Source organism: Paenibacillus sp. MMO-58 (assembly GCF_037146255.1).
Taxonomy (GTDB): domain Bacteria; phylum Bacillota; class Bacilli; order Paenibacillales; family Paenibacillaceae; genus Pristimantibacillus.
Genome location: NZ_JBBCVY010000003.1, coordinates 521630 through 535538, shown reverse-complemented (window position 1 = coordinate 535538; position 13909 = coordinate 521630). Strand labels below are relative to the sequence as shown.

General features: G+C 44.1%; 15 protein-coding genes and 1 pseudogene. 4 read left to right on the top strand and 12 right to left on the bottom strand.

Annotated elements, in window-relative coordinates:
• Window positions 1-118: 118 nt before the first annotated feature.
• The 10 genes and pseudogenes from WFJ73_RS13570 to WFJ73_RS13525 all read right to left on the bottom strand — a co-directional run bounded on the left by WFJ73_RS13570 (window position 119) and on the right by WFJ73_RS13525 (window position 8381).
• Window positions 119-751, bottom strand: a complete 633-nt coding sequence (locus tag WFJ73_RS13570) for an ABC transporter permease (protein ID WP_336773565.1) — start codon at window positions 749-751, stop codon at window positions 119-121.
• A gap of 14 nt (window positions 752-765) precedes the next feature.
• Entirely contained in the window at window positions 766-1665 is a 900-nt protein-coding gene (locus tag WFJ73_RS13565; protein ID WP_336773564.1) for a glycine betaine ABC transporter substrate-binding protein, read from the bottom strand.
• Window positions 1666-1680: 15 nt separating this feature from the next.
• A complete protein-coding gene (locus WFJ73_RS13560) occupies window positions 1681-2355 on the bottom strand; it encodes an ABC transporter permease (RefSeq protein WP_336773563.1) in 675 nt (224 codons plus the stop codon).
• Window positions 2352-3575: an ABC transporter ATP-binding protein gene (locus tag WFJ73_RS13555; RefSeq protein WP_336773562.1), complete on the bottom strand. Its 1224-nt coding sequence runs from the start codon at window positions 3573-3575 to the stop codon at window positions 2352-2354. The genes WFJ73_RS13560 and WFJ73_RS13555 overlap by 4 nt, the downstream gene beginning before the upstream one ends.
• A 535-nt stretch (window positions 3576-4110) precedes the next feature.
• Window positions 4111-4314 carry a hypothetical protein gene (locus WFJ73_RS13550; RefSeq protein WP_336773561.1) on the bottom strand — a complete coding sequence of 68 codons (204 nt, stop codon included), beginning with the start codon at window positions 4312-4314 and terminating at the stop codon, window positions 4111-4113.
• 32 nt (window positions 4315-4346) lie between these two features.
• Window positions 4347-4979 carry an SAM-dependent methyltransferase gene (locus WFJ73_RS13545; RefSeq protein ID WP_336773560.1) on the bottom strand — a complete coding sequence of 211 codons (633 nt, stop codon included), beginning with the start codon at window positions 4977-4979 and terminating at the stop codon, window positions 4347-4349.
• Between the two features lie 280 nt (window positions 4980-5259).
• Window positions 5260-6081, bottom strand: coding sequence for a DUF6492 family protein (locus WFJ73_RS13540; RefSeq protein WP_336773591.1), 822 nt, complete (start codon window positions 6079-6081; stop codon window positions 5260-5262).
• 296 nt (window positions 6082-6377) lie between these two features.
• Window positions 6378-6731: pseudogene (locus WFJ73_RS13535) on the bottom strand (carboxymuconolactone decarboxylase family protein); the annotation flags it as partial.
• A gap of 171 nt (window positions 6732-6902) precedes the next feature.
• Window positions 6903-7877: an aldo/keto reductase gene (locus tag WFJ73_RS13530; protein WP_336773559.1), complete on the bottom strand. Its 975-nt coding sequence runs from the start codon at window positions 7875-7877 to the stop codon at window positions 6903-6905.
• Between the two features lie 120 nt (window positions 7878-7997).
• Entirely contained in the window at window positions 7998-8381 is a 384-nt protein-coding gene (locus WFJ73_RS13525; RefSeq protein WP_336773558.1) for a DUF2255 family protein, read from the bottom strand.
• Window positions 8382-8590: 209 nt separating this feature from the next.
• Here WFJ73_RS13525 and WFJ73_RS13520 point away from each other — a divergent pair, with 209 nt between their 5' ends.
• Window positions 8591-9136: a TetR/AcrR family transcriptional regulator gene (locus WFJ73_RS13520; protein WP_336773557.1), complete on the top strand. Its 546-nt coding sequence runs from the start codon at window positions 8591-8593 to the stop codon at window positions 9134-9136.
• 92 nt (window positions 9137-9228) lie between these two features.
• Here WFJ73_RS13520 and WFJ73_RS13515 read toward each other — a convergent pair whose 3' ends face one another.
• Complete coding sequence (locus WFJ73_RS13515; RefSeq protein ID WP_336773556.1) at window positions 9229-10257, bottom strand: DUF3231 family protein; 1029 nt, start codon at window positions 10255-10257, stop codon at window positions 9229-9231.
• A gap of 156 nt (window positions 10258-10413) precedes the next feature.
• Entirely contained in the window at window positions 10414-10857 is a 444-nt protein-coding gene (locus WFJ73_RS13510; protein WP_336773555.1) for a 2-oxoglutarate dehydrogenase E1, read from the bottom strand.
• 463 nt (window positions 10858-11320) lie between these two features.
• On the opposite strand from WFJ73_RS13510, the gene WFJ73_RS13505 reads away from it, so the two are divergent.
• The 3 genes from WFJ73_RS13505 to WFJ73_RS13495 are packed head-to-tail and all read left to right on the top strand — an operon-like array spanning window position 11321 to window position 13872.
• Window positions 11321-12745, top strand: coding sequence for a spore germination protein (locus tag WFJ73_RS13505; protein WP_336773554.1), 1425 nt, complete (start codon window positions 11321-11323; stop codon window positions 12743-12745).
• 4 nt (window positions 12746-12749) lie between these two features.
• Complete coding sequence (locus WFJ73_RS13500; RefSeq protein ID WP_336773592.1) at window positions 12750-13361, top strand: hypothetical protein; 612 nt, start codon at window positions 12750-12752, stop codon at window positions 13359-13361.
• Window positions 13255-13872 carry a GerAB/ArcD/ProY family transporter gene (locus tag WFJ73_RS13495; RefSeq protein WP_336773590.1) on the top strand — a complete coding sequence of 206 codons (618 nt, stop codon included), beginning with the start codon at window positions 13255-13257 and terminating at the stop codon, window positions 13870-13872. Before WFJ73_RS13500 ends, WFJ73_RS13495 begins: the two co-directional genes overlap by 107 nt.
• Window positions 13873-13909: the final 37 nt, after the last annotated feature.

Sequence of the window (13909 nt, the reverse complement as noted above, 5' to 3'; positions counted from 1 at the left end):
AAATACTTTTTCGTTCCACAGTCGGACAATTGGGGGGATCACCATCAACCGAAGACCACATAAACAAAGGCCACCGATTGTCATCATCGGTGGCCTTTGTTTCGTCATAGATCAAATTCTACCTTCCAGCAACCTTCGCCCTATTTTGCAGACGTTCTAAAGCGAAGTCAGCAAGCAGCGCCAGAATCGCGGCAGGAATAGCTCCCGCGTAAAGACGAGCGGAGTTATTCATATTGATACCCGAATATATTTCTCGCCCCAAACCGTCCCCTCCTACAAGCGGTGCAATGGTGGCCACACCAATTGCAATAACGGCTGCGATCCGTATCCCCGTCAGCATAAATGGCAGGGCGAGCGGCAGCTGTACTTGAACCATGATCTGCATGCGGCTCATACCGACGCCTTTGCCAGCTTCCATGATAGATTTATCCACTTGAGTGAGCCCGACAAACGTATTTCGAATGACTGGCAGCAGCGAATATAAGAACAATCCGACAACGACTGTTGTCGTCCCTAGGCCGAAGACAACCATCAAGAGCACCAAGAGTGCCAAGCTCGGGAATACTTGAACGATATTCGCTGCCGTTAGAATAATCCTTGCGCTAGCCCGATTTCGCGATGCCAATATGCCTAAGGGAATACCAACCGCAAGCGCAAGCAGCAAGCCGATCAATACCATCATAATATGTTGTCCTGTGAAAACAAGCAGATCGGCCCAATTTTCTCTCACATAACGTAAAAACATGTTCATCTTGACTCACTCCATTATTTCAGCAATCCAATCTGTTTCAAATATTCCTCCGCTACCTTTTTCTCATTCCGTTTATTCACATCAACCTCGTAATTTAAATCAATAATCGTTTTGGCATCAAGCTTGCCAATGAGCAGGTCAATAATCTCTTGGAGCTCCGGATGCGCTTCTAATACTTCTTTGCGAATAACAGGGGAAGCATCGTAAGGCGGGAAGAAATGCTTATCGTCCTCAAGCGTTACCAATCCATATTCCTTCAAGCGTGCATCTGTGGAATAGGCGACTACGATGTCCATTTTATTCGTTGCAATTGCACTGTAGACAAGCGCAACCTCCATGGGATACACCTTACCGAAGGTTATGCCGTACACCTTCTGGAAATCCGCATAACCGTCCCCAGCACGCTCGAGCCATGATGTGTCGACACCAAGTCTCATTGACTGCGCCTTGCCTTTCACATCCGATATTTTATGAAGCTGCTCCTGCTCCGCCAATTCCTTGCGAACCGTAAACGCATACGTATTCTCAAAGCCGTAAGAATCGAACCATTTGAGCCCATAGTGCTTATCGAAGCCCTCTTGTGCCTGCTTCAGAATACTGGCGCGATCATTCGTCCGCTCAATGGGGAAGTAATTATCCAGAATAATTCCCGAATAGAGCGACGCCATCTGAATGTCATCCTTAGTTAACGCATCCAGTACAACCGTGCTGGTCGCCAGATCCGGCATTACCTTCACCTTCATATCTGTCCGGTCTTCAATGAGAAGCTTGTACATATTAGCAATAATCTTTGGTTCAGAGAAGGTCTGGGTTCCAATGATTATCGTATTGCCTTTTCCGCAGCCTGATAGCAAGGTACCGAAAACGATGATCACAACGACGAACAGTGCGAATCTAACACTTATATGTCTCATTCCCATCCCCCGCTGTTATACCGTACTCGATGCCGGAGCGCTTCTTGTCTTCGCAGTTACCCATTTCTCTGCGAGTCCCAGCACATAATCTGCTGCTAGCGCCAGAAGAACGGCCAGAATGGCACCGGTCACAATCAATTCTTTCCGATTAACGCCTAGGCCGGAGAAGATAAGTTGGCCTAATCCGCCTGCTCCAATTAATGTCGCGAGTGTTGCCCAGCTAATAATGTAAACCGTCGTTACGCGCAGCCCCGACATAATGAATGGGAAAGACAAGGGCAGCTGGATGCGAAGCAATCGCTGCAGGCGGCTATAGCCCATCCCGCGAGCCGCTTCCATCACATTTGGATCAACGGCCTTAAAGCCGGAATAGGTATTGCGCATGATCGGCATTATTGAATAGAGAAACAGCGCAAAGATAGCTGGCGTACGCCCGATTCCAAGCAGCGGAATTAAGATAGCAAGCAGCGCCAGGCTTGGAATTGTCTGCAGCACATTAGCAATGGTGAATATGATGCTATTCAGCCAGCCCATCCTGCTTCCTGCAAGCCATATACCCACTGGAATGGCGACAATCGCTCCAAGAATAATGGATACGGCAGAAATATAAATATGATCTCGAAGAGCAATAAGAATATCTTCCCGTCTACTCGTCAAGAAAGATCCGTAGTCAGACAGCCACTCCATCATGAACGCTCTCCCCTTTCTTCATCAGCTTCTGCCGGCTCAAGCGGAGCCTCCTCCTTCAGCTTCTCTGCTTCCGCAGTAAGCTCCTCTAAGCTCATATCATCAGGATTATAGATCTCGGCCATATGCCGTACGACACTGCCCCTCGTAACCAGCCCGACAAGATGCCCATCCCGAACAACCGGTACATAAGGCAAGCCGTGCTCATTCATCAGCGTTAAAGCAAGCGCAACCGAGGAACCGGATTCCACAACATGAACAAATGGCTTCATGATGTCGGCCAGACGACTATCTTCATGCCTATACCCTTTTAGAACGTTGAATATAGAGACATAACCGAGCAGCTCTCTTTTTTTGCCTACTATGATCAAGGAATCGACCCGATGCCTTTCCATGAATTGAATAGCGGCCGCCATCCCTCGTTCAGGGGAAGCCGTTACCGGATTGACCGACATGACATCATCGACGGTTAGACCGGGATCAAGCGTATCGTTTGTCAGATGCTTCTTGCCGATAAAGCTTGTCACAAATTCATTGGCTGGATGCCGTAAAATATGCTCGGGCGATCCGGTCTGTACAACCTCCCCGGCTCTCATGAGAACGATCGTATCCGCGATTTTTATCGCTTCGTCCATGTCATGCGTTACGAATACAATGGTCTTCTTCAGTTCCTGCTGAAGGCGAACCAGCTCATCCTGCAGTTGTTCCCGACTAATAGGATCAAGCGCACTAAAAGGCTCATCCAGCAGAATCACATCCGGTTCAGCCGCAAGAGCTCGAATAACACCAATCCGCTGCTGCTGTCCACCGCTCAGCTCCGAAGGATAGCGATGCCGGTAGACGTCAGGATCTAGATTAACCATGCTGAGAAGCTCATCGACCTTACCCGCAGTAACCTCTTTATCCCACTTCAGCAGTTTTGGCACGACCGCTACGTTCTTCGCAATATTCATATGCGGGAATAACCCGACATTCTGAATGACATAGCCGATGCTTCTGCGAAGCTCAACAGGATCAATTTTCGAAATGTCCTTGTCACGAATATATATTTTACCGCTCGAAGGGTTGTTCAACCGGTTAATATGCTTCATAAGGGTCGACTTGCCGCAGCCGCTGGGACCAATTAACACCGTTAATTCGCCTTCTTTAATTTCCAAATTAATCGTTTTTAATGCTTCAAAGCCATCATCGTATGTTTTTTTGACATTCTCGAATCGGATCATCTTTTTGTTCAACCTCCGAATTTTCTTAACGTTAGACTCTCCGATTCCTGCACAAATAATTCCAGCAATAGTACATCATGCATACAAATGAAATTCGATTTTGAAGTCGAACTGATCATCTGGATCAATTGCCATTTTTGTTGTTCTTAACTAACGTTCATCGTCCCTCAGTTTTAAGGGTTTATCTCACATATACTCACTCATTCGCAGGATTTCAACCCTTAGATCTGATCAATCTTAGGATAGAGTTTGAACAGGTTATTCACGGTTTCAAATTAGTTTCTAGGCGCGTATGAAAATTAAAAACTGGATGCGGAACAGAGAAATGGTTTTCCTTTCACTTCATTAATAAAATTGGGCAATAAAAAAGCGCCCATAAAAAGGCGCTCATTGGTATTAAGTATTAACCGGCTCAGGATTCCAATTCCTTATTCCATTATCTTCGATTATCCCAATCGTTACATCAGCGATTTCAGACTCTTTAAGAAGAATGTATCTAATCCTGAATTTGATATCACCCACATCAGCAATAGAATTAAATAATTGTTGCTCGAACTGCTCTCTCCATTATCGTTATATCCAAATTTCGGTTTATTGGTTTCACATATTCTACTTGATATTCTCTCATGCCTACATCTTCAATAACTCTGAGATTAAATGGCTTCAAGAATCTTTCCATTTCCAACGGATCAATCCCAAAATACCATTTCGCTTTCTTTTTCTCGAAACCACGCATCAATTCATTTGCTCCTGGGATGTCGGATTTCCCATCTATGACACTTTTAAAAAATAGGTAAACACAATTTCGCTTCCTGGTGATGATTTTGAGATATAGTGCAACGTATTACTCACGGCTTCTGCCGGGATATATTGAGTGACACCTTCCCAAATATAATAAACCGGCTTGGAAAGGTCTAATTTACTTCTATCTAATACGTTTTCAAGCTTCTGCTTGTTGAAATCGATTGAAGTATAAATTACATTTTCAGGAAGCGAGCCGAAATGTTTGGTTAGTCTTTTCACTTTTGCTTTCTGCACGGCAGGTAAGTCGACCTCGAACACAGTGACGTCATCAAAATCGGGCAGTCGATAAGCACGAGTGTCCAAACCTGCACCCAATATAACAACCTGCCGAAACCCCTTATGAATCCCAGATTTCAATGCTTCGTCGATATACTTCGATCTGCAAACGAGTCCTCCATAGATCCCTGTGGTTTGCTTATTAAACAGGTTTAACATCCAGTTTCTCATTGGTTTATAGTGCAAAATCCATTTGAACGGCTGAGCAAGAAGATGTCCAATAACAGGATCATTGAAAAGACGAGTTTCATGTGGCTGAAACTGCTCAATATATCGTGCAATAGCAGCTCCTGTCGCGGTCTGACCACTCTTGTTTTTAGCCATTACGTAATTCCCCCTATGAATATATACATATATCATAGGGTAGTATAAATCGGTCGTGATCACGCCGAAGACGGAAAACAGCTCAGACCAAAGGATGAAACTGCTGTTAGTTATTGTACGGTATGAGTAACAGCATTTTATTCAAAGTGTACTGTTATTCAACAATGGCCCTAAAAAAAGCGGCCTGTTAGTTGAGAAAAGCAGCCGGTCATAGTGACCGACTGCTTCCCTGTTTTGGAACTAACGTTCCTCTTTAGTTAAATAAAATAATTATATGGCTTTATCCCATATCAAAAGCCCGTGAATATATTTTCCGTTCGTGAAAGCTGACGGAACGGTATTTCGCGGCCAGCGATCGGCGTTTATTCTCCGTCAGGGAAGAGGCTTTAGAATGCAGCGAGCGGTTCAGCGCTTGCTTCAGCCGGACGGAGCTGGGATAGCGACCGAACATGAAGTTGCCATACGTTTCATATTCGCTGAAGGCGAACTGCTTTTTTTTGTTCATGCTTTCCAGAATCGCTTTGTACCATCGTTTTCCGTGACGCCGCTCGATGTCTTTTTTCAGCTCTCGCAGCTTTTGCTTCTCGAACAGCATGTAATGTGTCACGAAAGAACGGGGAGCGGTTGCCTGCTTGCCCATCAGCTTTTTGTAGGTGACGAAGTATTGGGGCTGGCTCCAGTTTCTTGTATAGTAGCTCGTTTGCCCTCCCGAAAGGAACGTATGCGGGCGAATAAGGACGGTATCGGCGTCAATGACGAGAAAATGCTTCGTGCGGGTAAGTCTGTCGCCGCTTAGCTTCAGCAGCTGCTGAAGCAGCCAGCCGGAGCGTTCCCAATACTTGGAGCGGTAGTGGATATCTTGTTTTTTAAACGGAAGCACCGTGTTCTCGTCGATAAAACGGTACCCTTTTTTCCGGCAGAGGTCGACGATCGCCTTTTTTTTGGGCGCAACGATCAGCACGTCCCCGATCGGATGGCGAACATGGCGCTTTACACCTTCTACGACATGGGGAAGCGTTTTTAAATCTTTTTCGATGGCCGGAATGAGTACGTCGATCCGGAAGTTGGATACGACGCGTCCGGACTCGGGCTTAAGAGGCATGGAGATCATCTCCTGTATAGGCTGGTCGGACGTTACTAACATATGCCGGAACGGGGTTTTGCGGTTGGGCATTTGGAGGGCGCCTATACCTTTTTGTACGCGGGAAAGTTTCTCTTCCCGTTAGCCATCCATTAAAAGCAAGGCTACACCGCAGACGATGAAATCGGATCCCCGCTATCTCCATCCTTTTCCACTTCATTCATCGTACTAATCAGCACGACTGATGAGCCGAAATACAAGATTTTGGGTTAAATTTCCAAATGTAATGTCATGATGTGTTAACTCCTTCCAGAGGCTTAATATGATTCTAATGTAGCCTGTACAGCAAGCCCCTTATCAAATCGGTTATTTTCATTTACTTGCTTCTGGCTCTCAAGCGGCAATGCAATGTTTTTGGAATTGAAAACCTCGTTCACCTCTGTAATCGCATTTAGCGTTTTGGGAAACCCAAGATATGGCGCACACTGATAAATGGCCTCCTTGATTTCGACCGGTGTCAGCCCAACGTTCAACGCGGCATGAGTATGAGCCTTGAGTTGGGGCAAGGTTTGATTGGTTGTAAGCACAACCAAGGTTATAAGTTCTCGCTGCTTGTTATCAAGATTACCCTGCCCATAAACTTCCCCAAAAATAAAGCGGTTGAGGATGTCCTGAAATTCCGGATCCGTAACATAAGATGATGGTACTCAATCACCGAATAACACTCTATATGTTTCTAGGCTATTCTCAATCAGATCCATAACTAACCTCCTGTTTGATTTGCAGCTAAATAAGAATGCTGAAAGCATTGCTTCATTGCGATCGCTGCAATCCTTTTTTAATTAAAAATGCCCAATGACTCGGTGAGGTACATACAGTTCTTCCAAAAATGCAATTTCTTCAGGCTTTAGTTTAACGGCGAGCGCGGCTTCCGCGTCCTCGAGATGAGAAATCTTTGTCGCGCCAACGATGGGGGCGGTTACCGGTTCCTTGTGCAGAAGCCAAGCAAGTGCGATGTGACCACGTCGGACGCCGTGCTTTTCCGCAAGATTCGCAACACGGTCTATGACTACTTGATCCAAGTCTGTTGCCGCATCATATTTTTGCTTTGCAATCTCATCGGTTTCGGCACGATGTGTGGACGTCTCTCGCGCCAATCTCCCCCCTGCCAGCGGGCTATAAGGAATGACCCCAATTTTTTCTTCTTTGCAAAGAGGCAGCATCTCACGCTCCTCTTCACGGTAAATGAGATTCAAATGATTTTGCATGGAAACAAATCGTGTCCACCCATTTTTCTCAGCTACATGTAATGCTTTTTGGAATTGCCATGCCCACATGGCTGAAGCGCCAATGTAACGCGCCTTGCCGCTCTTGACTACGTCGTGAAGGGCTTCCATTGTCTCTTCGATAGGCGTGTTGTAATCCCAGCGATGAATTTGATACAGATCGACGTAATCGGTTTGCAATCTCTTAAGGCTCTTATCGATTTCGCTCATGATCGCTTTACGTGAAAGCCCCTCACCGTTGGGACCTTGATGCATTCGTCCATTTATCTTGGTCGCGATAACAATTTCATCCCGATTGGCATAATCTCTCAAGGCATTTCCAAGTATTTTCTCACTTGTTCCCGCGGCATACACATTTGCCGTATCAAAAAAGTTGATTCCAATATCAAGCGCTTTTTTTATAATTGGCCTAGCATTCTCCTCATTAAGCACCCATTGATGAAAGCCCTTTTCTGCGTCGCCGAATCCCATACAACCAAGACAAATCCGGGAGACATCCAAGCCGGTACTTCCAAGCTTCGTATAATCCATTTTCATTATTCCTCCTCTTTTCTTAACTTACGGTCCGTCAAGTAAAACTCCTACGTCATGCTAGCAACCGTAATTGACTCTGCCTACTAATGATCCAGTCCAGGCACTTCCTTTTAATCATTAATCATTTGAGTCACGCGGCATAACCTTAACAGTCGCAAAACGGGCTCTTGTGCTGATCATCGAGTTTAGATAAGGGCTATCCTTATATTTAGTGCGGTAGCTATCGTCAATGAGGTCATTGATTTCCCCTTCGATCGACTCAAACGCAACTTCCTTCGTCATGCCAGCGACTATGACCCGGCCCGCCTTCTGCCGTACAGCTGCCTGATACCAGCTGGAGTCCTGTCCATAATAGGCGCGTACATAAAGGGAGTCGCCTGTAACTACCGACCAAATCCATGTCGGAGTGCCATAGGTTACTCCATCTTCACGGAATGGAGATATGTGAAGATCATCAACCTCAGCAATTTTAAGTAGTTCCTTTTTTGACCAAATGCCCATGTAAAGCATCCTCCCTTGGCAATAATAAACAGCTGCAGACATGAAGCTTTCGATTATTCGATATAAAATGAACATTGATTGTTTAATCAACGTACGTTTATAATTCTAAACAGAAAACAACTGCATGCAATGATCAATTCCATGGACTATGTGGATTATTGAACATTCCATTCCATATTGCCGATTATCTTGGAAAGGTGACAGGTGTAATGACCAAAGTGGATCGACGAATACTCAAATCGCAAGATGCAATCAAGAAGGCTCTTCTTGAATTGATGACTGAAAAAACCTTCGAAGAAGTTACAATCAAAGATATTTCCGAAAAAGCAAATGTTAATCGAGGTACCATTTACCTCCACTACATAGATAAATATGACTTACTTGATAAGATTATCGAAGAACACATATTTAACCTTCGAGAACTTTGCCATTCTGCATCCGACATGAGTTTTCAAGAAGGAAATTATGTCTGGTTCGAATACTTTGCCGAAAATCACTTGTTTTTCACAACCATGCTTAACACAAAAAGCGCAGCTTTTTTCCGAAGTCAATTCCTTGATTTAGTCGTCCAAGAATATAAGGTTGAAGTAGAAGTTACGGAAGGTAAAAATCAAGGCTTAAGCGAAGAAATTATTCTTCAATTTTTTGGTGCGGCGGTCGTGGGTGCAGTGGAATGGTGGTTCCGTAATGGCATGTCTATACCGCCCCGTGTCATGGCAGAACAAACAGGATTATTGTTAGATCGAAATTTTTAATTCCCAATAGGAATAGTTGCCCTCTACTTCATAAAAACAGCCGGTCGTTAAGACTGGCTGTTGCACTGTTCATATTGAAGTAAAGTTCCTCATTAGTTCAATGAAGTTCCTACGCTTGCTAGTCCCTTGCGATCAGGCGTATGAGGAGCTTCTTCAAGCCATGCATTCTCAATCATGAGGTCAAGCCCTTCTTTACCATATACCAGTATCTCAGGAATAATTTTGGAATACTCTTGTACAAGATCGAGCCTCATAGACGTTGCTAAAGCATGACCAATGTACGCTATACCTTGTGTATTTAGCGTTGAAATTAGGAACATTATCAGCTTATCGGAAAAAGGCGAAGTTGTTGAAGCAGAAACTTCGGAATTAACCATTATATTACCAAGGAGATCATCATTCATAAAAGTCTTATTCAAAAACTCAATTTGTTTTTGGGCTAACTGTTTTCCTTTGATCAAGTGCTGCTTAATCTTTTCATCTTTGACGACCTGGATAAATCCTGTTAGCAAAATCAATCCAAAGTAATTTCGTTCAATATTGAAAAACATTTCTGATATCTCAATTACATTTAGGGGACGTTCTTTCTCCAACCACTTCGAGATGAAAGTTTCTTTTTTATGGACAAATTCTATATGGTTTGGATATGGAATCATAGGCGGGCGATCGTAAATTCCTTTCTCTAACATGAGCTCAATCGCAGTATTATACAGCTCTGTTGTAGATTCAAGGCATTTTGAGAAAAATATTCGAATGTCTTTACGCGCCACATTCGACATAATTTTACCGTAGTTTACTAACCCTATTCGACTCATTCCGTATACATAGCTAACGGAGAACAAATCAAAAAATAATGGGGGCGCTGATAATTCTACATCATTATCCGAAAAACCCATTGGTATGGGGAAACTCTCTTTGCTGAAGATATTTTTTATTTCCTCTACATGTTTCTCCGATAATGTCTGTGTTTTTTCTAAAAGTATTTTCACGTCTTCCCTATTGCGTTCGATGTGATGCAGAAAATGTTTTGTAAAGCATATCGAAGCACTTTCATTGATATAAGTTGACCATAACCATGCAATTTCAGTTGACGATAGTCCAACTTCATGTGTCACATTCATTAGGATTCTCCTTTGTCTTTTCGAAATCTGCTTCCTTTTGTGATAATTTTCCCCTACCCATAAAAACCATGCGTTATTTCCTATGCTAAATGCCCTTTAAATAAAAACAGCCGATCGCGAAGTCAGAACCTCCATCTAATTAATTGCTTACATAGGTCATATCATCAACTCTTCGTCTATCGGATATTCCCATAGTCCCAGTTTTCCTTTCACGGGAATATAGGGCTTCAGCAGACGGAAACGCGCTATTTCCCACACAAAATAACCTAGACTGTAATCGCCTAACTGGAAGTCCTCACCCGTCACAACCTTCCCGCAATCCAGAATGGCTGACGTATGATTAGCGTCGATGACTTGATAACAATTTGTAAGCTCGCAAGTTGCAAGGATAACCCCCGTAGGGAGGTTTTGTTCCGTATAGCCATTCTTGGCGAGTAAAGAACGTATGGGTTCATATTTGCAGGCCTGCTTATCGACTTTCTGGCTTGCGTGAATGGCCAACGGTCCGCGATACCGGGTCTTCCAGGATCTTGTTTCATAGAGAGTCTCGCCTAGGACAAGCAGAGTCGCCCAAGGTTGAATCATGGATAATACTTTCATTCCTCTACGCTCCATTACTGTTCATAATGAATTACTATTCCCCAAACATTCTCGAGACTTTCCATACCCGCATAAAAAGACGCAATACCATGACGCTCGATTGTAAATTACCTGTACAAGTTTATGAATGGCTTTGTCGACTTTACGGGAAGTTACATTATATCGCCTTGCGATTTCGTTAGATGACAACTCTGCTTCCTCGTAAAGTCGTTTCCACTCCCCTAGCATCTGGTCATTCATATTTAACCCCCTGTAAATCAAAAAAAGAAAGGCAATTTTAAACTGCCCTCCCCTTATTCTTTAATGCACTCAACTTTTAAAAACCTAGCAATGCGGGTTATATAGTTTGAGTGAATTACATTCTTTCGATTCGAAGATTTCCAATCGTTTGTTTAAAACTCGATCCAGAAAAGCATAATAAAGGTAATCTCAGCGCGGGCTGATTCGGGAGGTGAACGATACGATGACAACAATTTCTTTAGAAGCTTTAAAGCAGCGCCTCGCCCTAATGGAGGACGCGGTGATAATTGATCGAGAGACTGCCGATGGACTTCGTTTGACATTTATTTATCTTGAAACTTTAATCGATCAGGAGCGTCTTAACGAATCGATTCCTGTGCCTCTCGTTCGATCATTCCAAAGTTCGGTAGAAAAAAGCCTGACCACCGCCCAGATTACGCGTTTATCCAATTTAGAGCAATCCTTCCAGTATCTCATGAAGGGTTCAGTTCTGGTTCACGACTCGTCCAGCGGGCGATGGCACACTATTATGCTCCCCAACTCGCTCAGCCGGACCATCGAAACCTCAGAGACGGAAACAATAATGTTTGGCCCAAAAGACAGTTTCAGCGAGCTGCTGGAGCAAAACATCCTGCTGATTAGAAGAAGGCTTCCTTTAACAGCGCTCAAAACAGAGAGATACTCCGTCGGCTCCTTAACCCAAACAACCGTAGTCCTTATGTACATCGACGGGCTAATCAATCCAGAATTTGTTACGGTCGCGAAAAAAAAGCTTTCCAGCATCGACTTCGATATGTTTTTGGACTCTTCACATGTTGCAGCGTTTATGGAAGATCATTATCATAGCATCTTTCCTCAATATCTTCAGACCGATCGACCGGATTCCTGCTCGTATGCACTAGGCATCGGAAAATTGGTCATTTTAGTCAATAACACTCCTTTCGCTTTAATCGCTCCGATTACGCTGTTTCACTTGTTTCAGTCGCCGGAGGATTATATAAACCGCTGGTTGGTAGCTAGCTTTTTGAGGCCGTTACGCTATCTCAGTTTCCTTCTTTCTATTACTCTAATTCCACTTTACGTGGCATTAACGACTCATCATTATCAAATGCTTCCTCTGCAAATTTTATATGTAATCATCGAGTCTCGTAGCAAACTGCCGCTATCCCCTTTCTGGGAAGCGTTTATTATTCTTATTACGCTAGAAATTATGAAGGAAGCCAGCCTAAGAATGCCGACCAAAACGAGCCAAAACTTGGGGGTAATCGGAGGAATTGTTATAGGACAAGCTGCAGTAGCGGCCGGATTCGCAAGCAAAGTGCTAATCGTATTGGCAGGCATTTCGGCGATATCCACTTTTCTCGTTCCAAACTATCTGGTCACCAAATCCAGTTTACTGCTTCAATTCATATTCTTGATTCTCGCGACCTATTTAGGCGTTCCCGGTATCTTGCTTGGACTCGTCGGCCTGCTTGCTCATCTGAACGGACTTACGTCCTTGAACCAGCCCTATTTGGCGCCGGTATCACCGTTTTATTGGAGAGATTGGGTCGATCTTTTCGTCCGAGGGCCGTTACACGCTATGCGCAATCGTCCTGAAGCATTGCGTCCTTTGAACAAGTATCGTATTAGAAGAAGGAGTAAATGAACCCATGAAAGATATATCGCTGTTTGGAAAAACTTCACATCAAGAAAGCGGGTTTTACGCGCTCTTCCTCACCAATAGGATTCAAATGCTTTATTATATGATTGTCATGCCCTCAGCCCTCGTGCAACCTTATATGTTATTGGCGATTGTAGCAATGGGAATAGCCTCCCAATTTTGCCTATATATGCTGTCCAAGTGGTTCGCAACTCCCTACTCTGCCCAAGGGTACCAGGGTTTTGAAAAAATATTCGGAAAAACAGGCATCAAAATGTTAGCGTTGGCAAGCTTGCCGTTCCTTTTGTTCAAGATCTCTTTCATTTCAATCAGTTATGCCGCTATCATGCAGCAATTTGTTTTTCCCTCTATGGACCGAGAATGGCACATTGTGTTTCCTTTTATCTTATGCTGCTATTTGGCGCTGTTTGGAATGGAAAACATGATACGGTTCGTAACGGTTGTGTTCATTGGAACGATTGGGATCTTTTTTTTGTATATTCCGTTTTTTTTTGGTGCAATCAAATTCGATTCACGATCTATACCCTCTCATTCCGATTGGCCCAGAGCCGTTTGCATGGAAATCCCTACTGCTCGTTTTTTCGTCGTTTTCTGGACCTGAATTTTTAATTGCTATTTCATACTGGCTGAATCCGCAACAGAAAATGCTGAAATATTTGACGATCGCTAACACCATCTCGGTCGTCGAGTATCTCTTAATTTCCATTGCGGCCTTGCTCTTCTACGGTTCCAAATACTTGCCAACCATCAAATACCCGAACGTGGAGATGGGGCGCTACCTGCAATCTCCTATATTTGAAAGGGTCGATATTATCCTGATCTCGGCATATATGTTCAGCTTCCTTTACTCAATCGCCTTGTTCCTGTTAATGATATATGGCGCATCTCGTTTTCTAGGCAAGACGAAGACAAGCACTACGCGTATTGGGCTCATCGTAAGCAGCTGTGCGGCGATGGCCGTCACTCTCCCGATCAGTAAATGGTTTTGGGAGCCCGGGCTCGAACAGGCCTTTTGGCTTGACCTGCAAATGTGGGCAGGATCCGCCTCATACTTGTTAGTGCCTCTTCTTGTCTGGATCGCGATCAAGCGCAAAGCCAGGACAACGTCATGAAAGGGTTCCTGCGAGCAATGCTTGTGCTGCTATCGTC

Bases quoted from the DNA above. Each gene is read 5' to 3' on its own strand.
- WFJ73_RS13570 (WP_336773565.1), bottom strand. From the start codon at position 751: ATGAACATGTTTTTACGTTATGTGAGAGAAAATTGGGCCGATCTGCTT.
- WFJ73_RS13565 (WP_336773564.1), bottom strand. From the start codon at position 1,665: ATGAGACATATAAGTGTTAGATTCGCACTGTTCGTCGTTGTGATCATC.
- WFJ73_RS13560 (WP_336773563.1), bottom strand. From the start codon at position 2,355: ATGATGGAGTGGCTGTCTGACTACGGATCTTTCTTGACGAGTAGACGG.
- WFJ73_RS13555 (WP_336773562.1), bottom strand. From the start codon at position 3,575: ATGATCCGATTCGAGAATGTCAAAAAAACATACGATGATGGCTTTGAA.
- WFJ73_RS13545 (WP_336773560.1), bottom strand. From the start codon at position 4,979: ATGGCTAAAAACAAGAGTGGTCAGACCGCGACAGGAGCTGCTATTGCA.
- WFJ73_RS13540 (WP_336773591.1), bottom strand. From the start codon at position 6,081: ATGCCTCTTAAGCCCGAGTCCGGACGCGTCGTATCCAACTTCCGGATC.
- WFJ73_RS13530 (WP_336773559.1), bottom strand. From the start codon at position 7,877: ATGGATTATACGAAGCTTGGAAGTACCGGCTTGGATGTCTCCCGGATT.
- WFJ73_RS13525 (WP_336773558.1), bottom strand. From the start codon at position 8,381: ATGGGCATTTGGTCAAAAAAGGAACTACTTAAAATTGCTGAGGTTGAT.
- WFJ73_RS13520 (WP_336773557.1), top strand. From the start codon at position 8,591: ATGACCAAAGTGGATCGACGAATACTCAAATCGCAAGATGCAATCAAG.
- WFJ73_RS13515 (WP_336773556.1), bottom strand. From the start codon at position 10,257: ATGAATGTGACACATGAAGTTGGACTATCGTCAACTGAAATTGCATGG.
- WFJ73_RS13510 (WP_336773555.1), bottom strand. From the start codon at position 10,857: ATGAAAGTATTATCCATGATTCAACCTTGGGCGACTCTGCTTGTCCTA.
- WFJ73_RS13505 (WP_336773554.1), top strand. From the start codon at position 11,321: ATGACAACAATTTCTTTAGAAGCTTTAAAGCAGCGCCTCGCCCTAATG.
- WFJ73_RS13500 (WP_336773592.1), top strand. From the start codon at position 12,750: ATGAAAGATATATCGCTGTTTGGAAAAACTTCACATCAAGAAAGCGGG.